Consider the following 24,937-nt stretch of genomic DNA (forward strand, 5'->3'; position numbering starts at 1 on the left):
GGGCATCCGCTAGAACTTCAGTTCGACTTGCGAGTGGCTTGGTGCTGCCCAACGTAGCCTATGACGACTTTCCGTGCTTTCTCGTCGAAGAAGAATGCGACACGGATCGTGTGGCGCGGCTCCGTGCTAACGCCGTACCCAATGTGCTCCTTGAGCTTGACTCGGGCGCCACCATAAGTGACCTCGTAATCCGCCGCATACGTGCTCATTGTGATCTCAGACTGGTGGGCGTTGTACCTGAATTGGCAGCTCTCCCGGCAGGAGTGGTCCAAATCAGCGCATCTCTCAACGCCTGTGCGCGCGTTCCAATAAGTCGTCGCCAACCAATTGAATGCTGCGTACAACAATTCGGGCTGCTCAAATTGAGAAGCTTCTTTGGACACCCGGCCATCGAGTACTTCCAGACGGTCCGCAAAATCCTTTCGCGCGGCGTCAATCGCCTCGTCCGTGGTTTCAATACCTTGCACATCCGCGGGTTGGCTATCGGGATCGACGGCCTTCGAACGCTGCGCCTGAAGATACATGTTTTTCCAGAGCCGGATCTCACCCTCGCGCTCCAGCAGCGCTTCCGAGGCAGCCGCCAGCTCTTTGCGAACAGTGTCGAGCGCGCCGAGGTCCGCCTCGTATTGCCGCAACCATTCGTCAGAGATTTTACCAGACTCGTTTTTCGCCGAATTTTGCAGGACGTGAATCGTCCGGCGCGTGTTTTCACGCTCGATATCTTCCCAACGAACCAGCCCGCGGACATAGCGCGTAATCGAGGCGGTACCGATGAGTCGCAACAACTCTCCGCCGATGTTCCGCTCGCTCAGTTGCCGCGCGTTCCACCACCGGTGCCGATACGGCGGGTCATCGGCGCCCATGCGCGGCCAGTAGAGGCGCACGGTTCCATCGTATGCATTCAATCTGTTGTCGATGTGCTCGGTCAAATTCCAGCTTAAGCGCACGGAGTCCGCCACACACACGTAGGCGATTCCGACAAGCTTGCTCGCCAGTTCCGCAGGATCACACAAGAGCGCTTCATCTTCGTTGGTGCGGCTGATGAAGACGACTGGCATCGAACGCTGCGGGTTCAGAAGGAAACCCGTAAACGGCTCCGCTTCCGACGCTGCGATATTGAAGTACTTGGATTTGAGAGGAAACTCTTCTCTCCCGCCGTACCGATCCATGATCGTATAGACGATGCGGGGACGTGAAGAAGGCGGTCGCAGGAGAAAGGTTCTGTCGTTCGCGCCGCCAGCTGCAACAGTTATTGAAAAACGCACAACAGGAACAGGCTTCTCGGAGCGAACAACAACGCAGTCCGTACGCCATAGCAGGCGCGATTGCTCATCGAGGTGCTCGAACCGAACCGCGGCCACATCTCTTGGTTCGTTCTCGTCCTGCCAACGCAGAAGCTGGATTTTCTCGCCGTTTGGAAAGATCAAAGGTTCAGCGAGATTCGGCCAATCGGCTGGCCGCGCCATCTTGCGGTGAGGATTGTTGAAGAGCCAATTCGCGACGTGCTCCAACACCTCGGCCACCGTTGGTGGCGCGATCTCAGGTCGCTCGCACAATAAGAATGATGCAAAATAGGTGGGTTGCACCGCATTCCCTTAAATGGCAGTTAGTAAGCGATTCGCTTTAAAGTTTTATCGTATTCTTTTTTGTTGGCGACAACGATAGGCGTTTCCTTTGGCCGGTCCTGCTTTTCCGCCACGTCGAGCCGCAAGCGTTTGTCGAGGTAATAGAGGAGGGCAAGTCTCACGGGCAGTTCGCACCGGCCGTTCACCATTCCATAGTCGCGCTCAATCGTTTTCTGCTGCGCTGCGGAAAGCTTGGGATTGGGAATTAAAACGACCGTGAAAAACGTCTGCCATTCCTGATCGTCGGAAGGCTTTGCTTCAGGAGGTCCTATCTCCCCGATAGCAAGGCATCTGGATATAATGAAATCTTTAAAAGCGCGCTCGATGTGACAGAACGCCCGGACATGCCAGCGTAACCCGTCCGTGCCAAGCGCATGCGGTGTGATCCAGCGCCACAACGGATCAGGCCGATTGTCGTTCAGCGACTGATACTCAATTCGGACCGAGCGCTCCGCGCGGATGGCCGTCAGGAAAAACCGCAACGTTTCTGGATCAACCCTGCGCGACGGTACAGGCGTTACGCCAACGTCCGAGATGGGCCCCATCCAGGTGTCGAGCGGCGAGATGACGTCTTCGGCGATCGCGCGCAGCTGAGCGAGGTACCGCTCGGCGTTTGGGCGAAGCAGGCGGGGCTGGAAGCTTTCCGATGGGAGATAGCGCTTGCCGCTGCTGTCGTAGCGCATGTTTTCCGGAGCGCGTTCACGATACTGCGCTAGGTCTGCCGAGGCTTGAGGCGTCGAAACGCCGAACCTTTCGGTGATGTCCGAGCGGTTCACGCTTCCATCCCAGAACAGCCGAAATTCAATGAATTCAAGACGTTGCTCAGCACCCCAGCGAGGTTTCGCGGCAGGTTTATCCACTAAAGGCTCCACAGATCAGTAAAGTTTCTTGACAGGTTAAGTTAGTTTATCCATAGGAAGACTAGACCCATCCCGCGGGCGCAGTCAACGATTCCGTTGGCCCCAGGGCCTGACTTTGGATTGACCGATGAGCCGTACCCACGTTGATCATGCCGACATCGTCCGCTTTGCTGCCGACCGGGTAAACCTGCCCAAAGAGCAGGCCGATGAATACCGAGCGCAGGTGCGCCGCCTGCGCGAGCGGCTGGAAACCTACCTTGGCGAGCATCCCGACTTCTCGCTGCGCAAGATGCTATTGTCCGGTAGCCTCGCCAAGGGCACAGCCCTGCGCACGCTCAACGACATCGACGTCGCCTGTTACATCAGCGGCGCAAACGCACCCAAAGAGGTGGCTGCGCTGATCGAATACCTCGCCGAGCGCCTGCGTAAGGCGTTCCCGAATTTCTCACCCGAACAGGTCAAGCCGCAGACCTACAGCGTGACGGTGTCGTTCAAGGGCACCGGCCTCGACGTGGACGTCGTCCCGATCCTTTATGATGGCGACAAGGAATGGTACGGCAATCTGGTGAGCCAAGAAGATGGCTCCTTTCTCAAGACCAACATTCCGTATCACCTCGAATTCATTCGCAAGCGCAAGGCGGCGCAGGAGACGCACTTTGCGCAGGTTGCCCGCCTCTTGAAGTTCTGGACGCGCCAAGTTGAAGAACGAGCAGGAGGGCTTCCGCTTCAAATCCTTCATGGTCGAGTTGTTGCTCGCGCATCTCGCCGATAGCGGCGTGAGTCTCGCCGACTATCCGGAGGCAATGCAGCATTTCTTCACCTACATCGCCAAGAGCAATTTCCACCAGCTCATCGTCTTTGGCGACTACTACCCCACCTCGAGCGTCGGCACGATCACGGAACCGGTGAAGATCATTGATCCGGTCAATGCCGCGAACAACGTCAGCCGCCTTTACACCGCGCAGCAGGTTGACGCGATCGTTGATGCCGCGCTCGACGCGGGCGACGCGATCGACGCGGCGCTCGCCGCACCAACCAAGGGCGAGACGGTCCGGTACTGGCAACGCGTTTTCGGCCCTTCCTTTCAGGTGTGAGACAGACATGAGCACGAGTTACGCCCTAACGGAGTCCACGGCCTTCACGGTGACGCATGCGCGCCACATGGCGTCGAAGGTCGCGACCGACCTCAAGCGCGTGCAGCGCTTTTACGGCGACCCCAGCGACACGCGGATCGCCAACTATGAGACCGAGCTCATCGAGTTGCTGAAGGCCGGTTTCTTGTCCGAAGTCACGTATGGCTACCAGCGTAATGGCTCCTGGATCGAGCCGACGTTGCGCTATTCCTCGAAGGACTTGCAGGGAATGGCAGCAAACGATGACGACCCGGGCAAGGTGCGTGCGGGCGCCGACGTCAGCAGCGCAAGCTTCTGTTCGTTCCTGACCTATTCTTCGGCTTACTATACCGCGAGTGAAGCAACCCGTGCGGCCCTGCACCGCGCGTTGCCTTTCTCGCGCGGCGATTCCGGCGAGCCGGGAGTTAGCGGTTACTTTTCCCCTGACCGCACCTATTCGGCCGGTGGGCAGGCCCTCAACCGTCAGAGCGTTCGGAGCTGGTAATGAACACGAAGCCTACCCTTGATGATCTCTTCGAGCGCCGTCAGAACTATCCCGACCCGCTCGCCCGCCAGCGGCTCGCAGCTTTGGTGGGTCTCGATGATCACAAGCAGCGCTTGATGAAGATTTTGGGACTGCTCATCAATCCCGAAGGGTTGCGGAAATGGGCTCAGTCCCATCATCCCCAACTCAATGGTTCGTTGAACAGCATTTTGCGTCGGCCCCCGCTCGTGATGCTGGCCGGGGATGTCGGCTCCGGCAAGACGGAACTCGCCGAGACCATCGGCGATGAGGTTGCACGACAGGAAAACATCGACGTGACCCTGTTTCCGTTGAGCCTTGCCACGCGAGGCCAAGGCCGGGTTGGTGAAATGACCCAGCTGATCTCGGCCGCCTTCGATCATACCGTGGCGGAAGCTTCCAAGTTGAAGGCCGCCTCGGGCAAGTCGCGGGGTGGCATTATTCTTCTCGTCGATGAGGCCGATGCGCTCGCACAGTCCCGGGAAGCTGCCCAAATGCATCACGAGGATCGCGCGGGTGTGAATGCATTCATCCGCGGCGTTGACCGCATCGGCAATGGCTCGCTTCCCGCAGCCGTGATCATGTGTACGAACCGGCTGGGCGCGCTCGATCCAGCCTTGCGTCGCCGCGCGGCCGAGATCCTGCAATTCCAAAGGCCGGACGATGCGCAGCGCCGGGCCCTGCTTGGGCGTCCGCTTAGCGAGCTTGGGTTCTCAGCATCCCAGATCGAGCAAATTGTTGCCGCGACCGGACCGAGGGCGGGTACGCTCTATGGTCATACCTTCTCCGACCTGACCCAGCGGCTTCTGCCCGCGATCATCCTCGATGCCTACCCGACAAAGGCGGTTACGGCCGTGCGGGCTGTTGAGATCGCGAAAGCCGTAATCGCAACACCTCCGTTTCAGGAGAAATCCGCATGAGTGATTGGTCGCTCTCTCAACTGCTCTCCGGGCTTCACGACGAAATTCAGCAGAAGCTCGCCATCGCGCGAAAATCGTTCGCACATCCCGGGACCAAGGGCGATGCCAGCGAGCAGGTCTGGCTCGATATGCTGCAAGCCTACCTGCCGCAGCGCTACCAGGCGGACTCGGCGCACGTCGTCGACAGCCACGGAAACTTCAGCGACCAGATCGACGTCGTCGTGTTCGACCGGCAGTATTCGCCGTTTATTTTTAAGTTTCAGGGACAGACCATCGTGCCGGCCGAGAGCGTTTATGCCGCTTTCGAAGCGAAGCAGGCGATCAACGCCACGCAAGTCGAATACGCGCAGAAGAAGGTCGCAACGGTGCGGCGCTTGCACCGCACGAGCCTTCCGATCCCGCATGCGGGCGGAACCTATCCCGCCAAGCAACTCATTCCGATCCTCGGCGGTCTCCTTACGTTTGAGAGTGACTGGACTCCTGCAGTCGGCGATCCATTAATCCGCGCACTTAAGGTTACCGACGAGATGGAGCGCCTCGACATGGGCTGCGTCGCTGCGCATGGCCATTTCACGTTTGACTGCAAATCTGGGAACTACACGTTCACGCCGGAGGGGCGACCGGCAACGGCATTTTTGTTCACTCTCATCTCGACCTTGCAGTTCAGTGGCACGGTCCCGATGATTGACATTCAGGCCTATGCGCAATGGTTGACCAAGTGACGACAGTGCTACCCCGCCGACCCTCGTTTCGTCTCACTTAACAAGGAAACGAATTCACGTGCTCACGGCCGAACAGCTCCTCAACGGATTACCGCCAGACCTGACGCTCCGATTCTTCGCCACGTTCGCCCGCATGGAATTTGCGCTGAAGCAGCTTCGCTTGCTCCGCTTTACCACGGAAGGAGAGGTGGCGCAGATGGGGCAACCACCTCTCGTTGCCCGGCTCGGGGCCGGATTCTTTCAGGCTGTTCAGGCAGCCCACGTGGCCGACACGTTGATTGCAATTCCGCCAAAGCACTTCCTCGTTAACGGTGACGGCGGCGTGAAGTTCGGTGCGCAGCCCGCTCCCATCGCGACGACATCCGACTTAATCGGTGCGACTTGGCGTGTCCGCAACAATCTCTTTCACGGCAACAAGCTGTTTCCAGCCAATCGCGAGCGTGACGAGCGTTTGATGACGGATGCCTTGGCCGTGCTCGGCATGATCCTTCAGACGTTAGGGGTGCCGCCGGAAATGGTGACGCAACAGTGGTAATGAGGAGGACCGTTATCGTCCAGGGCGGGCTGGCTTTCGCCACCCGCCGCGCGGCCGCCGCACGCGACGGCGAGAACGGTCTGCAGATCATGACCGCGACGCAATTGGCGGCGCGGCTGGCAAGCGGCTTCCTGCATCAGGTGACAGGCGAGGAGCTTGAATTTGTTGTTGCCCGCGCCCTTGATGCGGGCGGCTTCGAGGACATCGAGACCGTTCGGCATCTTCCCGGGATGACGCGCGCCGTCGCGCGAACGTTGAGAGCAGCATGGAATGCGGACACCCGTCTCGCTCACGCTCCGGGCAGTAACGCGCGAGTCCGCGATCTTGCTCTGCTTGAGAACCGCGTGCGCGACTTTCTTACCGGCGGCGCGCACCTGCCGATGGATCTCCGTGACAAGGCGCGCGCGCGCGTGCAATGGGCGCCTGAGGTGTTGGGCCCGGTCTCCATCATGGGGGTACACTTCATCGAGCCGGTCTGGAGACCGATCATCCACGATCTCTGCGCCATGGCGCCAGTCGTCTGGACCGCGCCGCCGGGTGCCGACGTGGCCTGGTTTCGAGGTGAGGTCAGAACGGCGACCGCCGTGGCGGCGACGCCCGTCCAGGTCACATGCGCCGATCCTCGCCACGAGGTGCTCGAGGCTTTTCGCTGGGCGCGCGACTTGATTGCCTCGGGACAAGCCGAACCACGGGAAATCGCGATTTGTGGCGTCAGCACCGACGAATGGGACGAGTACATCGTCGCCCTGGCGCAAGAAACCGAACTGCCGGTCAGTTTCCCGCACGGCCGGCCGTGTCTTGGCACCGCGGATGGACAGCGTTGCGCGGCGCTCGCGGATGTGCTGCTTCATGGTTTAAGTCAGGCCCGGGTGCGGCGTCTGTTTGCTCTGGCAGCAGGCCAGCGAACGGCGCTCGACGCCTTGCCGCGCGACTGGATACGCGTGCGGCGCAGCGCCTCCCTGACCTTGGCCGCGGAATGGGCTCGAGCCCTCGACCAGCTGACCTTTCCAGATACCGATCCGCGTCCGATTGTGATGCCTCTATTGACCTTGCTGGAGCGAGGAACGGTTGCGGCCGAAGAAGCGGCGGACGCGTTCCTGCGCGGCCGTGCGCGCCGCCTCTGGGAGCGGGCGACTCGAAGCGCGCCAGCGGCCGCTCTGGAGCTTTCGCTGCGTAAAATCCGCGTCGAGGATGAGCGCGATGCCAGCGACGCCGTGGCCTGGGCGCCAGCATGGCAGCTGGCGGCATCGCCACGCCCTTGGGTTCGTCTGCTCGGCCTGACGGAGCGCGGATGGCCGCGTTCCTCCGGCGAAGACCCCCTGCTGCCGGACCACATTGGACCACCGGGTCCCCTCGACGCCGATCCGCCCGCTGAAGCGGACCGGCGGGCATTTGGCATCATTGCCGCATGCGCGACACAAGGCATTGTTCTTTCGCGCAGCCGTCGCAACGCGCAGGGCGGTCGTGCGGGACCGAGCCCGCTTCTGGCTCCGAGCGGCAATGCGCTCGCACTTGCGCGCACGCGGCTCGCTGAGCACGCGGCAAGCGAATCGGACCGGCTTACCGCGCGCCCGCAAGAGATAGCCGAACACCTCGCGACGGGCGCCGCCCTGCGGGGCTGGCAGAGCTGGCACAGACCGGATTTGACGGCCCATGACGGGCTCCTGGTCACGGATCACGCCGGCATCGCTGAAAGCCTCGCAAAGATCCAGTCGCCGACCTCGCTCGCGCGGCTCCTGCACGATCCGCTAGGCTTTGTCTGGAAATACGCTCTCGGATGGCGTGCGCCGGACGACCGGGAGCGTCCACTGATCCTTCCACCCGATGAGTTTGGTCGGCTGGTCCATGAGCTTTTGCGCCGCACCGTCGACGCGCTCGAGCCGGTGCCCGGTTTCATCGTGGCCGCTAAGGAGGAGATCGAGGGCGCGCTAGAGGCGGCGGTGCGACACGTGATTGCAGCGTGGCCGCTGGAAATGCCCGTGCCGCCCGACGTGCTCTGGGTCAACACCGTGCGCCAGGCATCCGTCATGGCGCTGGCCGGCTTGACAAACGAGACATTCACCGAGAGCGGCACGCGCAGCTGGACCGAGGTGCCGTTCGGCGAGCACGCCAATCCGCCAGAGCCAAAAAATCCGGATTGGCCGTGGGACCCTGCGTTGCGCGTCGATGTGCCCGGTACGGCGGTCGCCATTCGCGGTAAAATCGACCGCGTTGACCTGCGCGCCGGCGGCGTCGCTGTCCGGGTGACCGATTACAAGACAGGTGAGCGGCCGGAGAATGCTGCTGACAGAGTCATTGCTGGCGGCGCTGAACTGCAGCGCGTCCTTTACGCCCTAGCATGCCGCCAACTTCTGCCGGAGGTGCCCGCCATCCGAACCCGGCTTATCTATCTGAAGGACGAACCGACAATCTTCTTGCTGCCGGATCTCGATGCCGCAATTGCGCAAACTGCGGCTTTCGTCAACGCGGCCTGCGCTGCCCTGACGCGCGGCCATGCTGTGCCGGGGCCGGCCGCCGACGACCGTCTCAACGATCTTAGACTCGCGCTTCCTGCATCTCCGGCCTACTTCCGCAGAAAGCAGGCTGCGTTCATCGCCGCCGCCGGCGATCTGGCCCGATTTTGGGAGTTGCCATGAACGCGCTCGCCGATAGCGCCGACCGGCGGCGCGCCCTCACTGTTCTTGATCAAACCTTGCTTGTCGAGGCCGCGGCAGGCACCGGCAAGACCTCGCTCCTTGCCGGCCGCGTGACCATGCTTCTGGCCAGCGGCGTCGCGCCACGCAACATCGCCGCCATCACGTTCACCGAGCTTGCGGCCGGCGAATTGCGCGTGCGCGTGGAGCGGTTCGCTAACGAACTGCTAAATGGAAACATCCCCGATGACCTGGCGCTTGCCGTAGAGAAAACCCTGACCGCGCCGCAGAGAGCCGCGCTCATAGCGGCCCGCGCGCGGCTGGACGAACTCACGGCAACCACGATCCACGGCTTCTGCCACAAGCTACTTCGCAGCTATGCGATCGAGGCTGGCGTTGACCCCGGCGCCGAGGTCCTCGATGCGGTCCAGACCGAGTTTGCCTTCACGACCGTGTTCGAGCGTTGGCTGCGGCGGCGCCTCGGCGAGAACGCTGATCCGACCGATCCGGTTGTGGTCATGGCGCGCCGAGACCCAAGGGAAGCGGTCGACACCCTGAAAAAGCTCGGCAAGTTCCGGCGCGACTTTCGTACCGCAAAGCCTCTTCCCCGCGATCTCGCCGAACGCGCCGATCTGGGGTTTGTCGAGAGTGTGCGGGAATTTCGTCGCTGGATCGACGGCACACGGGCTCCTGACCGGGCGCTCGAAGACATTGCCGATCTTGAGAGGCTCGCCGCCTTCTTCGAAGGCGCCTTCGATTCTCTTCCGTTATTCGAGCGGCTTTGGGAGCTTGCCCATCCGACTCGCGTCAATGCGATGGCCTGGCGATCCAACGATCTGCGCCCTTATCGGCGCTTGGGGGCTTGGAAGTACGTTGCGGGCAAGGACGAAGGGACGCGCCTCGCAGAGGAGGCCGCATCCCACTATGGCCGGTGCGCGGCGGAGTTTCGTGTTCTTCTCGGCAGTATCGCAACAGCGCTGGTCGCGACCTTCTCCGGCGCGCTCGATGAGCTGCTAGACGATTTCGAGGCGTTCAAGCGCAACGCTGCCGTTCTTGACTTTGACGATTTGCTGCTCGCTACGCGCGCGCTTTTGCGTGGTCACGAAACCGTCCGGCAGGCGGCGTCGAACCGCTACACGCGGATCCTCGTCGATGAATTCCAGGACACCGACCCGGTGCAGGCCGAGATCCTGTTTCTCATCGCCAGCGCTTCCGGTGCGGCTCCGGCTTGGCAGGAGCGGGATCTGATTCCGGGCAACCTGTTTATGGTCGGCGATCCCAAGCAGGCGATCTATAGATTTCGAGGCGCGGATGTCGCGACGTATATGGAGGCGCGCAATGCCGTCGAGCGTCAGTTCCCAGGCAATATCCTGCGGATCACGACGAGCTTCCGCTCACGCGGCGAGATCTTAGACCACGTCAATCGCTGTTTCCGCGATCCGTTGGGCCGACAGGCCCCAGGTTACGTCCCGCTCGTGTCCTCGCTTGGTCCAGCAGAGCACGGTCTGCCTTGCGTCATGAGGGCGACGATCCGTATCGGCGAGAAGAGCCGGGCGGCATTCATACGCGACGAGGAAGCACGCGCCGTTGCCGATATCTGCGCTCAGCTTATTGGAAATGTCCGCGTGCGGCGATCCGGCGGAGAAACCTCTTTGATCGTGCCCGGCGACATCGCCTTGCTCGCGCCGGTCGGTACCGAGCTCTGGCGTTACGAACGGGCGCTCGAGGAGCGTGGCCTGCCGCTCGTCTCGCAGGCCGGTCGCAACCTCTTCCGGCGCCAGGAAGCGCAGGATTTCGTCGCCCTGATCCGCACGCTCGCAGACCCAAGTGATACGCTGGCACTCGGCGCCCTGTTGCGCGGGCCGCTCGTCGGTCTCACCGATTACGAATTGCTCGATATTACGCGAGCTCTCGCGCCGAATGAGACCGAAGATAGTGCGCCGGCACCGAGCCTAACGCTGCAGACGCAGCCAGAGCAGATCGGCAATCCGCTGGCGCGGGAGACGCTGATCGTACTTACAGATCTGCGACGGCGTGTGCGGCGAACGACGCCGTTTCTCTTGTTGAGCGAGGCGATCGATCGGCTGCGCGTGCGGGCCACACTTGCCGCGCGGGGCAGTGACCAGGCAGCTCGGGCTCTGGCCAATCTCGACCTTCTGATGGAGCGCGCACGCCGCTACGGCGTGCGCGGTCTCAAGCAATTAGCACAGGACATTGGCGCCGACTGGGAGGGCGGCACTCTCGGACCCGAGCCCTACGACGAAGCGCGGCTGGATGCAGACCGCGAAGCTGTTGAAATCATCACGGTTCACAGTGCCAAGGGCCTTGAATGGCCGATCGTCATTCCGATCAATATGGGATCCGAACTCAGACGGCGCGAGCCGTTTATCCACCGCCGTCAGGACGACACGCTTCACTGGGTGCTGGGCGATGTCGTTCCGCCAGCGATCGCGGATGCCATCCACCTTGACGACCAGGATAGTGCAGAGGAGCACGAGCGGCTCCTCTATGTCGCCTGCACGCGGGCAATCGAAATGCTGATCCTGCCGACATTGTCGGTGCCGCGCGCCAACAGCTGGGCGCACCTTTTGGATCTCGGGCAGGACGATATCCCGGAATGGGATCCAGCGCGTTTCTTTCGGCGTCCTCTGGCGCGCGTCGCGGCAGAAGAAAACCATCAGAGCGAGGAGGTGTTTGCCGCCGAGCAAGCCGCGGTCGCGGATGCGTCCCGGCCCATCCGCTGGGTTCGGCCGAGCGACGGCGACACCGATCGCTGGGTCGAGGTCGCTCGCGTCGACGAGAGCGCCGACACTGACCCTGCCGGTCTCGTGACGGTGGCGGGTAGCGCCATTCGGGGCTCAGTGTTGCACAAGCTGATCGAAGAGATATTGACGGGCGAGATCGGGGAGGCTGCATCTGATCTGCAGGGGCGTGCCACTGACCTCCTAGCACAGCTGGCGCCACCCGAAGCGCAGCCGCTGCCCGATCCGGCGGAGATGGCTGCAACCGCGTTGCGAACCCTGCGCCTGCCGGGTGTCGCGGAACACCGCGCCGCGCTTGTGCCGGAGTTGGCGCTCTACGCCGCCCGTGACGCCGGCCGCGTCCTGATGGCTGGGCGCGCAGACGCTGTCGCGGTCGCAGCCTGCCGGGCCGTTGTCGCCTTTGACTGGAAGAGCGACGTAGCTCCGACTGCCGCTGACCGGCAGGCTTATGCTGGGCAACTGCTGCAATATCTGGAGGCGGTTGGCGCTCCCCGCGGAGCTGTCGTCTATCTTACGCTTGGGGAACTGGACTGGATTGATCGATAAGACGCGGAGGCACTGAAAACCAATTTGGCATGCGCCTCATAACTCTTAATCAGCGGGTCCCAGGTTCGAGCCCTGGTGCGCCCACCATACAATTCAAGACCTTAGCGAGAGAAACCGTTTGAGAAGGCCGAACTAAAACGGTTTTTCAAACGGTGTATTTTCGAGCATTCGCTCAGCCAGCTCTCAACAATGTGAAACGCTGGCGAACCGTTTCGAGCAGCGAATGGCGCCAGTGAAGAGCCGCAATGCTCAGGCGCCGCGGCGGATTTTGATTCCACCAGACGTAGGTTCGAATCCTGCCGCCCCAACCACCAAAACATCCTAAGACCTCTGATTTCACCGCAAAATTTGCGGTTTCGTCTTAGGGATTCCGGCGCGACATGGTTCGCAAAAATTCCTGTTTAATTTCAACGATTACTAAGCACTCACGGCGGCTCCGCGCAGCGTGGACGCAGCATGCGTATTAGCTTTTCAAATGCGGTTTTAAGCGAGCATTCATCCTCGCCGCTTTGCACGCGGGACGCTCAACTCAATCTTTTTCAATTCGCAAATCGAGACCGTTTTCGCTCGAATATCGGAGTAAAGGTCTCGAACCAGGCTATCTATTGACTCGCCAAACACATCCATGATGCGCCCGCGGCTCTTTTTGTCCAACAATGCGGCCCCCGAATTACCTGTTTTGTCTCAATAGCCAACTCGAAAAACGTCGAAAGAATCTTCCTGGCTAGCCGCAGCGCATGCGAGGACTCTAGCGGCGGCCTAAGCTGTCGCCACTGCGACTACTTCCCTGAACTGCACGGTGGCGCTGCGCGGCCGAAGTGCTTCCGCCAGAGGACGTATGGCGAGCTTCAACGGCATTTGACCGGCAATGCCGCTGAAGATGCAGGTGCCAGTTGGCAAGGTCGGGATCGATTCCTCTGTGATCTTGTCGATGTACGACACTGCACTAGCGATTGACTGCAGGTCTTTCTCATTGATCAGTCTGTGAATGAAGTAATTATGCGCCTGGGACGTTATCGTGTGAGAAATGTCGTTAGGGCGCTGACTGGCGATCGTGACAAACACGCCAAACTTACGACCTTCCTTGATTATCTCTTCGAACGTCTCGAGCCGGTAGTCCTTCCAGCTCTCAGACTCCCTGAAGGACTCTCGAGACAGGATGTTGTGAGCTTCGTCGATTATGATGTTTAGTGTGCGCGCGCCCCCGACGCGTTTGTGATTTTCGTAGACCATCTTGGCCAACAACAGCGGGATGGTCTTTCTCATTTCGAGATTGACATCTCCCAACGCGATAACAACGACGTTCGAGCTGAATAACTCGCCCGCCGCACCGCTGTCGAAGACCTTTCTTATGTCCGCCTGTTTGCTCTTCAGTTTATTGATGGCAGGTGCGATGTGTTCGTTTTGCGCTCGATTTGAGAGGACGTCGCTGACCAACTGGATGTATGAAAACTTTATCAGATCCGAAACAGCATCGTTTTCCAGCTCAAAGTTCTCGATGTGTTGATGGAGAGTTGTGTTTGTAATGTATTCAGGGGATTGGGCGAGCCAATGCCCATTCCACCTGCACTCCGCTGAATTGTTATGCCAGTCCAGATCGGCTGCGAGTTCAACAGGGTCGCCAGCAAAATCCTCATCGGGAAGAATTTCCCTAAAGTAGTCCAGGAGAAGGTCGAACCGGACCTTGTCAGACATTTGCAGGAGCTGAGTAACCTGACGTCTCAGTATCCCTTTCGTGTATGCCGTCGCGTCATCCGCGGCCATGGCGCGGTGCTGCAGGGCGAGTGCTCTCTTCAGGAATGGCTTTTGGGTCTTCTCCGTTGCGTCCGCTAGAATGCTGACAATCTCAATGTCGCTCAATCCGCCGGTCCCCAGCGGAATCTTGTCTCCAGTGTCGTTTCGCGTTGAGAGCTGAATGACTTTTTTGTGGGAAGTGAGACATGTCGGACCCGTGTACTCATTGTTGAAGTCGAACAGCATAACGCGACAGTTCTGCTCGAACGCAGCGGCATTTCTTTCGCGCATCTTGCGAATGAAATCCTGGTATACGATCGCCAGAGTGTTGGATTTTCCGCTTCCAGTGTTGCCAAAAATTGCGATGTGGCTGTTCATGAGGCCGTCGACTGGAAGCGCGATATCGTATCCCTCATATTCGGAAACTGCCACGTCCAAGCCGAGACCGGATGGACTAACCAGGCGATGAACCTGATGAACCTTCTCTTTAGTCAGAAGGAACGCCTCGTTTCCGACCAAGGGGAGCTCTTTTGTTCCTCCAAAGAATTCGCCTTTGTTGTCGAGAAATCCAACCAGCGCGACCGTGAGAACCCGCCTTTCCCTCATGCGCAGCAGGTCTGCTGGCCGGGTAAAGTCGCCTTGAGCATTTTCGCCCTCGACCTTGCCGATAAGACTCAAAAATCCTTTTCTGATATCGATGTAGCTGCCGACGGCAATATTTCTAAGGACATCGCCGTCGAAAAACAGCTCAGAAAGATTTTTCTCCGTGTCTACAGAGACGAATATGCGTCGGCCGGTTACCGCGCATACGTCACCAACACGAAGTACAGCCTCTGTTTCCAGGCGATCAGGTCGCATTTGTTTGACCGGATATTGTTGAAAACAGAATTTTGTTCAGTCGACTCAGATCAATATTGGCCCCTGACTCAGGAGCAAGTATCGATACGTTTCTCTGCTTGGCGAATTTGCCTGAGTATCCGGCAGCAGAGACCTTGTCGTAGGAAAATATAATGAGCTGCGCCGTTGGGTTCCGCAGTGATCGTTTCGTAAGATCCAGAATGTGCTCGTCCGCAAACGAGAAACCGAACGCAAGGATGACGACATTCTGCTGGTCCATGGCCTTGGAAAATAGGCGCAGGAGGTCGTAGTAGATACGTTCAATTAGCGTTTCGTGGAATTTGCGGAGGTTTGGCAGAATCAGGAAGTGCTTTGCGAGAAATTCTTTTACTTTTGCGGGGTTCGCCCTTTCGGCCGCTGTGAGGGCCTTGACCGGAACAGGATTGAACAGCAGAGCGTCTTTTGTACGGCGCCAGGACAGCGACCCGTGAAGCTTGATCAGATTTATGGTCGGAATTTCGATCTGATGGGTGTGCAGGCTACCTGATCGATACGTCCGATCAAAGTACCGCTCGGGTGCGAAGACAAAGTCGGTGCCAAGCCCAGGTGATCTGTCGAAGCCGTCATTCAGGATCACGCTCGGCAGCAGGCTCGCAGCATATTCGATGAACATGTCATAGTTTGTCGTGAAAAGGTTCGCCTGCCGCGGAATTAATATGTTTTTTCTGGCAAACAGGATCTGGTCTATGCAGCTGATAAAGTCGCCGTAGTTTTCGGCGACTTTCTTCGTGACTGGATCGGTCGCTGAGGCCAGAGCAGATTGGGCTTTATTGATCTGCTCGATGAATTCGATGCACCTAGCATCGGCCTGCGCTTCGTTTCCTGCCACTATCAGGTCATTGATCTCGGCCTCGATTGTGCCAGCAACTTTTATTGCCGGAGATGACGCACCCGACCCGATAAGGAAGTTCAGGTTTCCTGACTGAATATAGGATTCGAGAAACTTGGTCGCCGCAACGTCGTCGGCGCTGACTTCAATAATCTGTGCCATGAATACCAACATCGATCTGGCTTCTTCTGTGGAAGCCTTTTCCGCAGACAAATCACTAATTTACCTTAGATTGAAAGATACGAAGGCGACAAGTAAGAAGCAGTTTTGTCACGTCGCGATGAGAGGATGGCCGGGATTGGCATACCGACTTTGGTCTGCGATGGATGTGGTCTCAAACAATCCTTTGGAAAGCTTGGGTGGATAGAACAAATAAAGAACATTTTTCTTGCGATTTGGAATGCATGGTGTCAGGCTGTCAAAAATTGACCCACCGGACGATTCGCATCACATGGCCCTTCGGCGCAGCAAGACGAAGACGGAGTTCTCAAAGCTCCGCGAGCAGGCAGGCCTTTCACTTCCCGAGGCCGAAGAGCTTCTCAAGGTCGACCGTCGTACGGTCTACCGGTATGAGCGCGGCGAGACCAAACCCTCAAAGCTGGCCCGGGATATTCTGCGCAAGGCTGCGGCCGAACGGGCGGACTCACAGAACAATGTCCCTCCGGCATTCCGCTTCATCGATCTTTTTGCCGGTATTGGTGGGCTTCGGAAGGGCTTCGAGCCCGCTGGCGGCAGATGCGTTTTCACCTCCGAATGGGAGCCAAAGGCGCAGGAAACCTACAGGCTCAACTATCCGGACAATCACGAGATAGCCGGCGACATCCGTCCTTATGCTGATAATCCCGATCTGATTCCCGAGCACGACCTGCTGCTTGCTGGATTTCCGTGCCAGCCCTTCTCGATTGCCGGTGTTTCAAAGAAGAATGCGTTGGGACGTCCCCACGGCTTTCTATGCGATACACAGGGCACCCTGTTCTTCGATACGGCGCAGATCATCGCCCATCACCGTCCGGCTGCTTTCGTCCTTGAGAACGTCAAGAACCTCGAACGGCATGATCGCGGACAGACTTTCGCCACCATCATGCATGCGCTCGAAAAGGAGCTCGGCTATCACGTTCAGCATCGCGTGATCAGCTCCCAGTCCTGGGTGCCTCAGAAGCGCGAGCGAATCTTTATCGTCGGTTTCCGTGAACCAACGGATTTTGATTTTTCGGCGCTGGAAATCCCCGATCCTGCAAAGGGCCCGAAGCTCGGTACGATCCTGGAGCCGCAGGTTGATGACAAGTACACGCTCACACCGAAGCTCTGGCAGTATCTGAAGGACTACAAGGAAAAGCATAACGCTGCCGGCAACGGATTTGGCTACAGCCTGTTTGGTCCCGATGATGTCACACGCACTCTGTCTGCCCGTTACTACAAGGACGGCTCCGAAATCCTCATTGCGCAGAAGGGCAAGCGGCCGCGCCGGCTGACACCACGCGAATGCGCGCGCCTGATGGGCTTCGATACGAAGGAGCAGGAATTCCGCATTCATGTTTCGGATACCCAGGCCTACAAACAGTTCGGCAATGCCGTCGTCGTGCCGGTCGTGCGTTTCCTCGCCGATTCCCTGCGTGAACACATTGAAAAGGCCGTTGCCCGCGGCAAATCATCCGTAAAAGGGCGGAAAGAGCCCGTCATCGTAACCCGACCGGACCGACCGGTGGAGGTCGTGGAAGCGCATGGTTGACGTAGTACCTCCTGACGTGCGCAGCCGGATGATGTCCGGCATCCGGGGCAAGAACACCAAACCGGAAATGCTGCTGCGTCGGGGACTGCATCGTGCAGGCTTCAGGTACAAACTTCATGACCGCTCACTGCCGGGCCGGCCTGACATGGTCTTTCCGCGCCGTCGTGCAGTTCTGTTCGCTCATGGCTGCTTCTGGCACGGTCACAACTGCCACCTCTTCAAATGGCCGGCGACGCGTGAGGAATTCTGGAAGACAAAGATCGGACGTAACCGCGAAGTCGATGCCCGGGCCGAGAAAGCTCTCAAGGCCGCCGGCTGGCGACAGGCGATTGTCTGGGAATGCGCGCTGCGCGGCAAATGGCGTATGTCGGTTGAGGATGTTTTTGGCCGCCTCGCGGAATGGCTTGAATCCGATCGCGACAGGATCGAGCTGCCACCGCGCGGCAGGGTGAAGTGACATGGCCGGGACGGTTGATCTCTTTGCCGGCCAGGACGATGACGCATCCGTCGATCAGAGCGGGAGCGACGTTTCCGAACTGCTGATCCGGCTGCTTGAAGAAGCGCCCAACCTTCTCGTCAAGAAACTCTCCAACAACGACCGCGACTGGGCGCAGTTCTCCAACAAGCATCAGGCCGGCGTCTACATGCCGCCGAAGCAGAGGGATGGCGGTTTCTTCCCGCCGATCGAAGCGAAGCCCCGGCCCGAGGGTGGTGCCGAAATCCGCGAAACCTTCTTCACGACCGAATGGCCGCAGGTCAGCGAAACACGCAAGACGCGGCTCGTGCACTACACAAGCAAGGGTGCCGAGACCCACATGACCGGGCTGCCGAAAACGGCATTCGCCGATCTCTCGCCGGCATCGTTTCTCGTCATGGCCCGGTTCGGGGAGGGCGAGGAGACCGTCTATCGCTGCCTTACGGTCGATTCAGCAACTGACGCCGCCGTTATGCTGGTCGATGCGCTCGAACTCGGCCCGGACTTCCTTATCGATGAAAGAGTGCCCGCCGAATACCGCAAGCGTGAGCGCGAGCGCATCCTCACCTTCGCGGAACAGGTCGCGGCCGCATGGCTTGCCGGCACCGTCGCATCCTTTGCGGCAGAAAAGGTCATGCCGGAGACCCTCACGCTCGCTGACGAGGCGCGCGGCAAGTGGCTGAAGAAGACCGGTCGCAAGGATCTCAATCCGTTCGAATTCGACACACCGGGCGATGCCCTTCGCGAAATCAGCCGCTCGATCGAATGGGACCTGTTCCGCGAATACCAGCTGCGTGAACGGGCTGTCGGCCTCGTCCGTATCGTGCTGGGTGATGTCCCGGGTGAGCCGAAGATCACCACAGTCATCCATGCGCTTGTCGACCGGTTGCCCGAGATCGACCGCTACATGCTGTCAGCCGGTCAGCAGCGCAAGGCGCGCGCCGGCGTTTCGTTCGAACATCACATCGAGAAAATGCTGGTGGATGGTAGCGTGCCGTTTGCCAAGCAGGTCGTGATCCAGGCCCGCAAGCGCCCGGATTTTGTGCTGCCGTCATTTGCACATCTGAAAGATCCTCCGTCGGGCAAGGATAGGGGACTTATCCTGAGCGTGAAGACAACGCTTCGCGAACGCTGGAAGCAGGTTGAACGGGAGATGCACGGCTCCGAGCTTTTTCTCGGTACCGTCGATGAAAACATCGCCGCGAATGCCATCGAGGAAATGGGCACAATGGGTATCAACCTCGTCGTGCCCGAGCAGCTGAAGAAGTCGAAAGAGACCGAATACGACCGTCACAAGAACGTCCTCAGTTTCAGGACCTTCTTTGACACGGTTGTCAGCAAGCGCATGGCGAACTGGTAGTCGTCATGTCGGCGATGATGGGGCGGCTTCCCAGCACGAACTGCCGACCGCCAAGCTGCTCCAGGATCTCGTAAGGCGGATGATCTTGCGTTGGCGGCCAGGAGAAGCTGCCTGGTCGTCATCGTCCTCGATGGTCACGTCGTTAGCCGGGCCGTATCTTCCTTGACGCCGCGGGCGACGATCCGGAGCGTGCCGTGGGCAAGCGGCCGCTGCAGCTTCAGGGCCTCGTCCAGAGGGGCTGTCATCCAGACCTCCACTTCGTCCGGCGTTGTCAGGACCACCGGCATCGCCTTGGGGTGGATGGCGCCGACCTCGGCGTTCGGCTCTGTCGTGAGGAACGCGTAGAGGTCGTTGGTCGTCTCGCCTTCCTTGACCTTTCGGACGGACGTCCAGTTGGTCCATATGCCGGCGAAGCAGGCGAGGGGGCGGCTTTCGTCGAGCGCGAACCAGATGTCGCCGCCTTCGACCTTGTTGAACTCGCTAAACGAGTTGAACGGCACCAAGCAGCGGTTTTCGACTCCCAGCCATCTAGTCCAGTGCTTGCTCTTCACGTTGCGGATGTTAGTCGTACCGCCGTCCGGCTCCATCCGCAGCAGATCCTTGAAGTCGACCGGCTTGCCCTTGGCCTGCAGCTTTTCGGCTCTTTTCTTGGTGGCGTCCATCAACGCCTTCGATGACGATGGCATACCCCACCGCGCAGTGGTGAGTTCGCGGCCCTCGGCCCCATTGCGCACGATCGGCGCCTTGTAATCGGGAAAGACCCCCGGCATCGGCGCCAGATTACCTACGTATCGGTTCACGACGCGGAACAGCGCGCTGATGGCGGCTTGGTTGGTCGTGATCGAGTAGAGATTGCACATCGGTCAGACTTCGGTCCGAGGGTGGCGAGGCTGCCAAGCCAACTGTAGCAGAGTCGCAGAGGGACGCCGGCCCGCCTTGACGCATTTGCGGCAGCGCAGCCGGCTGGCGAGATCGTGCACGAAGGTGGTTGGCGGGTGCTTCATCGCCGCGAGGTCGACGTCGCTCGGCGTCTTGCAGCGCGCGCACCTGATTTCCAGCCAAGGGAAGCCTCCGTTCACGGCCTGGTCGATCGTGGGCGACGGATCGATCGGTTCGCCGTCGCTCCACATGCGCTCATTCCAGCTTTCGCAAAGCAGCCTGTCAGCTTGCTGGATCATGGCCTCGCCCTTGGCCCGCATCTCCGACGATTGGGCAGCAAGCATGTTGGCCATCGCGCGTGCCTTGCCGAGCTCCTTTGCCAGAGCCTTGCGATCGCCGCCCGACAGGGGCGTAGGGTGATACTTCGGGGCCATCCGGACATCCAGGCGCTAAGAGATCGGATTGGCAATCCGGAGCGGTTACGGCGTCTCGAACGCCGGCCAGCACCCGTCTTCTTCATGCCGGCCGGTGCGCTGCTGGCAGGTGTTGTCGAGCAGCCGCTGCGCCACGTGCTTCCAGAGTGCGTTGCCGCCATACAATCGGACCGCATCAGCCTTCTGGATCTCCAGGGTCCGCTCGCAGCGGCGGCAGGAGATGCGCAGGACATGGCGTTGAATCTCGGAAAGACGTCGCTGCCGTTTCCGGGCTCCGCTCTCGTCGGCGCGAGGGTCTTTCAGGACCGACTCCCAATACTCTGCCGGGAGCGGCGCATCCGGAGCCCCCGCGGAGGGGCCCGGCCTCCGGGCGGCTTCTGCGGTTAGTTTTTCCATCTGCTTTGGGGTCGGCATGCGCCAGCTCGCGGGTCGATCAGTCATTCCGAATTAGAACATAACAAGAACAAATGTCGAGTCCGCTCGGACCCTCATCGTGAAAAAATCGTCCTGTTGGGAGGGGCGCCGTGTCGGAACCAAGCCGGGCCGTTCGTCTTGAATCCGGCGTCAGTAATGGAGTTCCCGATGGCCCCTCGCGCTAACTGGAAAGGCTTCCTGCGCCTTTCCCTCGTCACTTGTCCGGTAGCGCTCTATCCGGCCACGTCGGAATCCGAAAAGGTCTCGTTCAACCAGCTCAACCGGAAGACAGGCCACCGCATCAAATACGCCAAGGTCGACGCCGACACCGGCGAGGAGGTCGACAACGAGGACATCGTCAAGGGCTACAAGGTCGACACCGACACTTTCATCGAGGTGACGAAGGAGGAGCTTGAGAACGTCGCGCTGGAATCGACGCGAACCATCGAGATCGACGAATTCGTTGACCGCAGCGAGATCGATCCAAGATATCTGATCCGTCCTTACTATCTGCGACCCGACGGTAAAGTCGGGCACGACGCTTTCGCGGTCATCCGCGAAACCATCCGAGAGATGAACAAGGTCGCGATCGGTCGCGTGGTGCTGACCAATCGCGAGCACATCATCGCGCTGGAGCCGCTGGACAAGGGGCTCATGGGGACGCTGCTGCGCTATCCCTACGAAGTCCGTTCTGCGGATGAGTATTTCGACGATATCCAGGACGTTAAAGTCACCAAGGACATGCTTGATCTGGCCAAGCACATCGTCAATCAGAAGGCAGGCCATTTCGAGCCGGACAAGTTCGAAGACCAGTACGAAACCGCCCTCATCGATCTCATCAACCAGAAGCGCGCCGGCAAACCCATCACCGCGAAAGCGCGCCCTCGAGGCGAGAACGTCGTCGACCTGATGGACGCGCTGCGCAAGAGCATCGGAAGGGAGGGGGCAGCCGCGACAGAGCCGCCGAAGAAACCAGGCAAAAAGCCGCGCAAGGCGGCGGCCGGGCAGAAGGAAATGCTGATGCCGATCGCAGGCAAGAAGCCGGCGAAAGAGGCCGCGAAGAAGCCGGCGGCCAAACCGCAGCGGAAGTCAGCCTAGCGCGTCCTGAAGCAACCGGTGATGCCACACGGCCGTTACGTCGTCGTCCGCGGCAGGGAGCGATATGGCTGCGCTGAAAAAGACTTCCAGTAGATCGATGTTCAGTGCGGGCATTCTCGCCTACCGCAAGGGCGTTCGCGGGCTCGAGGTTCTGCTCGTTCATCCCGGCGGTCCGTTCTGGCGCAGGAAGGATAATGGCGCCTGGTCCATTCCCAAGGGCGAAATCGACGCCGCGCATGCTCCGGAGCAGGTCGCGCGGCGCGAGTTTGCCGAAGAACTCGGCCCGAGTGCTTCGATTGGCCCGCTCCAGCCACTGGGGGAGGTCCGACAGCGAGGAGGGAAGCGCGTCATCGCATTCGCCGGCGAGGGCCATTTTGACCCGGCGGCGCTGACTAGCAATACCTTCGATATCGAATGGCCGCCCCGAAGCGGCCGGCGGCAGAGCTTTCCCGAAGTCGACCGTGCGGAATGGTTCGATATCGAGTTCGCGCGTACCAAGATGCTGTCTGGACAGGTAGAGCTTCTCGATCGCGTTTTGGCGATCGCGGTTGAGAGCGACGGGATATGACGTACAGGATTGGAATCATTTCGGACACGCACGGCTTGTTGAGGCCCGAGGCGGAACGAGGGCTGGCGGGCGTCGATCACATCATTCATGCCGGCGACATCGGGCGCCCCCAGATCGTCGACGCGCTTCGCCGGATCGCGCCTGTCACCGCCATCCGTGGAAACGTGGACAGCGGCGAGTGGGCCCGCGAATACCCCGATACGAAACTCGTGCGCCTGGCGGGAAAGTCGATCTACGTTCTGCACGACCTGAAGACGCTGCAGGCCGATCTTGGCGCCGGCATCGACGTCATCGTCTCCGGGCATTCCCACGTGCCGAAGATCGAGACGGTCGGTGGCGTTCTCTACCTGAATCCCGGCAGCGCGGGACCGCGGCGCTTCAAGCTGCCGATCACGCTTGCGACGCTCGAAGTCTCGCCGGAGGGCATGCGACCAGAAATCCACGATCTTGGAGGCGACTAAGAGCGCCACCGCGCAAGGAATTCACAGCGGAGGAGACAAATGCGTTAATTCGTTTTGTTTGCCGGTTAAGTCCGAAAGGAAGCGCTATTGCGCGGACGTTCTCGCTCGCGAACGACATCCTTCGCCCGCTTGTCGGACCTGAGCCCGAGGTAGACGGGCTGGCGCAGTTCGCCCTTACGCGTCCACTCCGCGAACTTGACCTCGGCAACGAGGGAGGGCCTGACCCAGGTCGTGGCGGCCTCGTCCTTCACTTTGGCAGAGAAAGGTGATTTAGGGGCCGTCAGCTTCACGAGCTTGCCATGCAGGTCTTCCAGGACCTTGTGGCTGAAGCCAGTGCCGACATGTCCGATGTAGCGCCACGCGTCGTCTTCCCGTACGGCGAGGACCAGGGCGCCGAAGTACGGCCTGGTGCGCCTGGGCGCCGTAAAGCCCGCGATCACCACTTCCTGTCGCTTTGCCGTCTTGATCTTCAGCCAATCCGGGGTCCGGCTTCCAGACGCATACGCGCTGTCGGCGCGCTTCCCCATGAGGCCTTCCAGGCCCTTCCGCTCGGCCTCGGCGAAGAATTTCGTACCGTCCCCTTTGCGGTGACGGCTGAAGGCGATCAGCCTGTCGCGCGGCAGAATTGCCTTCAGCCGCTTCTTGCGCTCGAGGAGAGGCTGCTTGCGCAGGTCCACGGCGTTCTCGAACATGAGATCGAAGGCGTAATACAGGAGCTTCGCTTCATGGCGTAGCGCGTTTTGAAGCAGCTGGAAATGCGAGACGCCGTCCTTTCCGATGGCGACGAGCTCGCCGTCGATCACGGCGTCGGCCTTCACGCCCTCCAGCGCTTTGGCGACCTCGATATAGCTGCGACTGATGATCTTGCCGTTGCGGCTGTAGAGTGCAACCTTGCCCCGCCGGATTTCCGCGATCATCCGGAAGCCGTCATACTTGTCCTCGAAAACCCAGCCGGGGTCGTTGAACGGCGCGTCGGTGAGCGTAGCGAGCATCGGCTGAAGGCGCTTGGGCAGGGTCGACGTCCGGCTCATTCGAGGCCAATCCTTAAGAAGCGCGTTGCGAAATGCATGGACGTCCTTCAAGGATTCGGGAACGCTTCGAGGCCGCGTCGTGTTCCGTAGGCGCCGTGGCGCGAGCACGATCGATGGCGGCGGAGCAGACGAATGGCCAGAAAACTGAAGACCTATCAGACCTCGCTGGGCTTCTTCGATCAGGCGATCGCCGCCCCATCTATGAAGGCGGCTCTGGAGGCGTGGGGCGCAGACAGCAATCTCTTCCATCAGGGCGCGGCGAAGGAGAGCCAAGATCCGGACGTCATCGCCGCTACCATGGCAAAGCCTGGCGTCGTTCTCAGGCGTCCGGTCGGATCCGACCGGCCTTTCAGCGAACACGCCGAGCTGCCCACCGATCTGGGCGGTGGCGGACCAATGAAAGCCGCTCGCAAGTCGAAAGGCCCGAAGGCGAAGAAGCCTTCTCGCCCTGTCGACAAGGCTGCGGAGCGGAAGGCCGCTCTCGCCTACGAACGGGAGCAGAGACGCCGCGAAATTGATAGGGCGCGGGAAGAAGCCGCCATGCAGAAGGAGCGTGAACTCCGGCAGCAGGCGGTCGACAAGGCGCAGGCTGCGTTGGACAAGGCCGAGCAGGAGCACGCAAAGCGGGCCGCGACCATCCAGGCCGAGGTCGAGGCTCTCGAGAAGAGATCACAAACCGAACAAGCCCGCTGGGATAAGGAGAGGGAGCGGTTGGAAGCCGCCTTGTGGCGCGCGCGGGGTTAGTTTCTGTGGCGGCGCCCACGCGTGAAAGGCCGGCGATCCCTTGCAA

The 24,937-nt window shown here is 60.1% G+C and carries 23 protein-coding genes; 15 read left to right on the forward strand and 8 right to left on the reverse strand.

The window, feature by feature from the left end; all coding sequences use genetic code 11:
- Positions 1 to 17: 17 nt before the first annotated feature.
- Positions 18 to 1,586 (reverse strand): hypothetical protein, encoded by a 1,569-nt coding sequence (locus tag V1280_RS02090; protein ID WP_334518520.1) that lies wholly within the window; start codon positions 1,584 to 1,586, stop codon positions 18 to 20.
- 20 nt (positions 1,587 to 1,606) lie between these two features.
- The gene (locus tag V1280_RS02095; RefSeq protein ID WP_334518522.1) at positions 1,607 to 2,485 is read right to left on the reverse strand and encodes a WYL domain-containing protein; all 879 of its coding nucleotides are present in this window, start codon (positions 2,483 to 2,485) and stop codon (positions 1,607 to 1,609) included.
- Between the two features lie 127 nt (positions 2,486 to 2,612).
- On the opposite strand from V1280_RS02095, the gene V1280_RS02100 reads away from it, so the two are divergent.
- Genes V1280_RS02100 through V1280_RS02135 form a run of 8 tightly spaced genes read left to right on the forward strand, consistent with a single transcriptional unit; the run spans position 2,613 to position 12,238 of the window.
- Complete coding sequence (locus tag V1280_RS02100) at positions 2,613 to 3,257, forward strand: CBASS oligonucleotide cyclase (RefSeq protein ID WP_334518524.1); 645 nt, start codon at positions 2,613 to 2,615, stop codon at positions 3,255 to 3,257.
- Complete coding sequence (locus V1280_RS02105) at positions 3,223 to 3,579, forward strand: hypothetical protein (protein ID WP_334518526.1); 357 nt, start codon at positions 3,223 to 3,225, stop codon at positions 3,577 to 3,579. The genes V1280_RS02100 and V1280_RS02105 overlap by 35 nt, the downstream gene beginning before the upstream one ends.
- 7 nt (positions 3,580 to 3,586) lie before the next feature.
- On the forward strand, positions 3,587 to 4,102 hold the full coding sequence (locus V1280_RS02110; RefSeq protein WP_334518528.1) for an HORMA-1 domain-containing protein: 516 nt from the start codon (positions 3,587 to 3,589) through the stop codon (positions 4,100 to 4,102).
- Positions 4,102 to 5,040, forward strand: coding sequence for an AAA family ATPase (locus V1280_RS02115; RefSeq protein ID WP_334518530.1), 939 nt, complete (start codon positions 4,102 to 4,104; stop codon positions 5,038 to 5,040). The genes V1280_RS02110 and V1280_RS02115 overlap by 1 nt, the downstream gene beginning before the upstream one ends.
- Positions 5,037 to 5,762, forward strand: a complete 726-nt coding sequence (locus tag V1280_RS02120; protein ID WP_334518533.1) for a DUF6602 domain-containing protein — start codon at positions 5,037 to 5,039, stop codon at positions 5,760 to 5,762. Before V1280_RS02115 ends, V1280_RS02120 begins: the two co-directional genes overlap by 4 nt.
- A gap of 58 nt (positions 5,763 to 5,820) precedes the next feature.
- Entirely contained in the window at positions 5,821 to 6,297 is a 477-nt protein-coding gene (locus tag V1280_RS02125; RefSeq protein WP_334518535.1) for a hypothetical protein, read from the forward strand.
- On the forward strand, positions 6,297 to 8,933 hold the full coding sequence (locus V1280_RS02130) for a PD-(D/E)XK nuclease family protein (protein WP_334518537.1): 2,637 nt from the start codon (positions 6,297 to 6,299) through the stop codon (positions 8,931 to 8,933). Before V1280_RS02125 ends, V1280_RS02130 begins: the two co-directional genes overlap by 1 nt.
- Positions 8,930 to 12,238: a UvrD-helicase domain-containing protein gene (locus V1280_RS02135; RefSeq protein WP_334518539.1), complete on the forward strand. Its 3,309-nt coding sequence runs from the start codon at positions 8,930 to 8,932 to the stop codon at positions 12,236 to 12,238. Before V1280_RS02130 ends, V1280_RS02135 begins: the two co-directional genes overlap by 4 nt.
- A gap of 759 nt (positions 12,239 to 12,997) precedes the next feature.
- On the opposite strand, the gene V1280_RS02140 is transcribed toward V1280_RS02135, so the two are convergent.
- Entirely contained in the window at positions 12,998 to 14,830 is a 1,833-nt protein-coding gene (locus V1280_RS02140) for an ATP-binding protein (RefSeq protein ID WP_334518541.1), read from the reverse strand.
- Positions 14,820 to 15,872 carry an SIR2 family protein gene (locus tag V1280_RS02145; RefSeq protein ID WP_334518544.1) on the reverse strand — a complete coding sequence of 351 codons (1,053 nt, stop codon included), beginning with the start codon at positions 15,870 to 15,872 and terminating at the stop codon, positions 14,820 to 14,822. The genes V1280_RS02140 and V1280_RS02145 overlap by 11 nt, the downstream gene beginning before the upstream one ends.
- Before the next feature lie 277 nt (positions 15,873 to 16,149).
- Between V1280_RS02145 and dcm the strand changes: the two genes are divergently transcribed.
- Genes dcm through V1280_RS02160 form a run of 3 tightly spaced genes read left to right on the forward strand, consistent with a single transcriptional unit; the run spans position 16,150 to position 19,262 of the window.
- Positions 16,150 to 17,427 carry a DNA (cytosine-5-)-methyltransferase gene (gene dcm / locus V1280_RS02150; protein ID WP_334518546.1) on the forward strand — a complete coding sequence of 426 codons (1,278 nt, stop codon included), beginning with the start codon at positions 16,150 to 16,152 and terminating at the stop codon, positions 17,425 to 17,427.
- Positions 17,420 to 17,884 (forward strand): very short patch repair endonuclease, encoded by a 465-nt coding sequence (locus V1280_RS02155; RefSeq protein ID WP_334518548.1) that lies wholly within the window; start codon positions 17,420 to 17,422, stop codon positions 17,882 to 17,884. The genes dcm and V1280_RS02155 overlap by 8 nt, the downstream gene beginning before the upstream one ends.
- Before the next feature lies 1 nt (position 17,885).
- Complete coding sequence (locus V1280_RS02160; protein WP_334518549.1) at positions 17,886 to 19,262, forward strand: type II restriction endonuclease; 1,377 nt, start codon at positions 17,886 to 17,888, stop codon at positions 19,260 to 19,262.
- A 134-nt stretch (positions 19,263 to 19,396) separates the two neighbouring features.
- On the opposite strand, the gene V1280_RS02165 is transcribed toward V1280_RS02160, so the two are convergent.
- The 3 genes from V1280_RS02165 to V1280_RS02175 are packed head-to-tail and all read right to left on the reverse strand — an operon-like array spanning position 19,397 to position 21,016.
- Positions 19,397 to 20,122 (reverse strand): SOS response-associated peptidase, encoded by a 726-nt coding sequence (locus tag V1280_RS02165; RefSeq protein WP_334518550.1) that lies wholly within the window; start codon positions 20,120 to 20,122, stop codon positions 19,397 to 19,399.
- Between the two features lie 3 nt (positions 20,123 to 20,125).
- Positions 20,126 to 20,575 carry a hypothetical protein gene (locus tag V1280_RS02170; protein WP_334518552.1) on the reverse strand — a complete coding sequence of 150 codons (450 nt, stop codon included), beginning with the start codon at positions 20,573 to 20,575 and terminating at the stop codon, positions 20,126 to 20,128.
- 45 nt (positions 20,576 to 20,620) lie between these two features.
- The gene (locus V1280_RS02175; protein ID WP_334518554.1) at positions 20,621 to 21,016 is read right to left on the reverse strand and encodes a hypothetical protein; all 396 of its coding nucleotides are present in this window, start codon (positions 21,014 to 21,016) and stop codon (positions 20,621 to 20,623) included.
- Positions 21,017 to 21,157: 141 nt separating this feature from the next.
- Here V1280_RS02175 and ku point away from each other — a divergent pair, with 141 nt between their 5' ends.
- From ku to V1280_RS02190, 3 genes are all read left to right on the forward strand, one after another.
- Complete coding sequence (gene ku / locus V1280_RS02180; protein WP_334518556.1) at positions 21,158 to 22,087, forward strand: non-homologous end joining protein Ku; 930 nt, start codon at positions 21,158 to 21,160, stop codon at positions 22,085 to 22,087.
- A 64-nt stretch (positions 22,088 to 22,151) separates the two neighbouring features.
- The gene (locus V1280_RS02185) at positions 22,152 to 22,655 is read left to right on the forward strand and encodes an NUDIX domain-containing protein (RefSeq protein WP_334518558.1); all 504 of its coding nucleotides are present in this window, start codon (positions 22,152 to 22,154) and stop codon (positions 22,653 to 22,655) included.
- Positions 22,652 to 23,116, forward strand: a complete 465-nt coding sequence (locus V1280_RS02190; protein WP_334518560.1) for a metallophosphoesterase family protein — start codon at positions 22,652 to 22,654, stop codon at positions 23,114 to 23,116. Before V1280_RS02185 ends, V1280_RS02190 begins: the two co-directional genes overlap by 4 nt.
- Before the next feature lie 65 nt (positions 23,117 to 23,181).
- Here V1280_RS02190 and ligD read toward each other — a convergent pair whose 3' ends face one another.
- A complete protein-coding gene (ligD, locus tag V1280_RS02195) occupies positions 23,182 to 24,147 on the reverse strand; it encodes a non-homologous end-joining DNA ligase (protein ID WP_334518562.1) in 966 nt (321 codons plus the stop codon).
- Positions 24,148 to 24,279: 132 nt separating this feature from the next.
- On the opposite strand from ligD, the gene V1280_RS02200 reads away from it, so the two are divergent.
- Positions 24,280 to 24,891, forward strand: a complete 612-nt coding sequence (locus V1280_RS02200; protein ID WP_334518564.1) for a cell envelope biogenesis protein TolA — start codon at positions 24,280 to 24,282, stop codon at positions 24,889 to 24,891.
- Positions 24,892 to 24,937 lie beyond the last annotated feature (46 nt).

The sequence above is a fragment of the Bradyrhizobium sp. AZCC 2230 genome (genome assembly GCF_036924495.1).
In the GTDB taxonomy this organism is placed as follows: domain Bacteria; phylum Pseudomonadota; class Alphaproteobacteria; order Rhizobiales; family Xanthobacteraceae; genus Bradyrhizobium; species Bradyrhizobium rifense.

Bases quoted from the DNA above. Each gene is read 5' to 3' on its own strand.
- V1280_RS02110 (WP_334518528.1), top strand. From the start codon at position 3,587: ATGAGCACGAGTTACGCCCTAACGGAGTCCACGGCCTTCACGGTGACG.
- V1280_RS02135 (WP_334518539.1), top strand. From the start codon at position 8,930: ATGAACGCGCTCGCCGATAGCGCCGACCGGCGGCGCGCCCTCACTGTT.
- ligD (WP_334518562.1), bottom strand. From the start codon at position 24,147: ATGAGCCGGACGTCGACCCTGCCCAAGCGCCTTCAGCCGATGCTCGCT.
- V1280_RS02120 (WP_334518533.1), top strand. From the start codon at position 5,037: ATGAGTGATTGGTCGCTCTCTCAACTGCTCTCCGGGCTTCACGACGAA.
- V1280_RS02115 (WP_334518530.1), top strand. From the start codon at position 4,102: ATGAACACGAAGCCTACCCTTGATGATCTCTTCGAGCGCCGTCAGAAC.
- V1280_RS02160 (WP_334518549.1), top strand. From the start codon at position 17,886: ATGGCCGGGACGGTTGATCTCTTTGCCGGCCAGGACGATGACGCATCC.
- V1280_RS02105 (WP_334518526.1), top strand. From the start codon at position 3,223: ATGGTCGAGTTGTTGCTCGCGCATCTCGCCGATAGCGGCGTGAGTCTC.
- V1280_RS02165 (WP_334518550.1), bottom strand. From the start codon at position 20,122: ATGTGCAATCTCTACTCGATCACGACCAACCAAGCCGCCATCAGCGCG.
- V1280_RS02200 (WP_334518564.1), top strand. From the start codon at position 24,280: ATGGCCAGAAAACTGAAGACCTATCAGACCTCGCTGGGCTTCTTCGAT.
- V1280_RS02100 (WP_334518524.1), top strand. From the start codon at position 2,613: ATGAGCCGTACCCACGTTGATCATGCCGACATCGTCCGCTTTGCTGCC.
- dcm (WP_334518546.1), top strand. From the start codon at position 16,150: ATGGCCCTTCGGCGCAGCAAGACGAAGACGGAGTTCTCAAAGCTCCGC.
- V1280_RS02130 (WP_334518537.1), top strand. From the start codon at position 6,297: ATGAGGAGGACCGTTATCGTCCAGGGCGGGCTGGCTTTCGCCACCCGC.
- V1280_RS02140 (WP_334518541.1), bottom strand. From the start codon at position 14,830: ATGCGACCTGATCGCCTGGAAACAGAGGCTGTACTTCGTGTTGGTGAC.
- ku (WP_334518556.1), top strand. From the start codon at position 21,158: ATGGCCCCTCGCGCTAACTGGAAAGGCTTCCTGCGCCTTTCCCTCGTC.
- V1280_RS02170 (WP_334518552.1), bottom strand. From the start codon at position 20,575: ATGGCCCCGAAGTATCACCCTACGCCCCTGTCGGGCGGCGATCGCAAG.
- V1280_RS02145 (WP_334518544.1), bottom strand. From the start codon at position 15,872: ATGTTGGTATTCATGGCACAGATTATTGAAGTCAGCGCCGACGACGTT.
- V1280_RS02185 (WP_334518558.1), top strand. From the start codon at position 22,152: ATGGCTGCGCTGAAAAAGACTTCCAGTAGATCGATGTTCAGTGCGGGC.
- V1280_RS02190 (WP_334518560.1), top strand. From the start codon at position 22,652: ATGACGTACAGGATTGGAATCATTTCGGACACGCACGGCTTGTTGAGG.
- V1280_RS02175 (WP_334518554.1), bottom strand. From the start codon at position 21,016: ATGACTGATCGACCCGCGAGCTGGCGCATGCCGACCCCAAAGCAGATG.
- V1280_RS02155 (WP_334518548.1), top strand. From the start codon at position 17,420: ATGGTTGACGTAGTACCTCCTGACGTGCGCAGCCGGATGATGTCCGGC.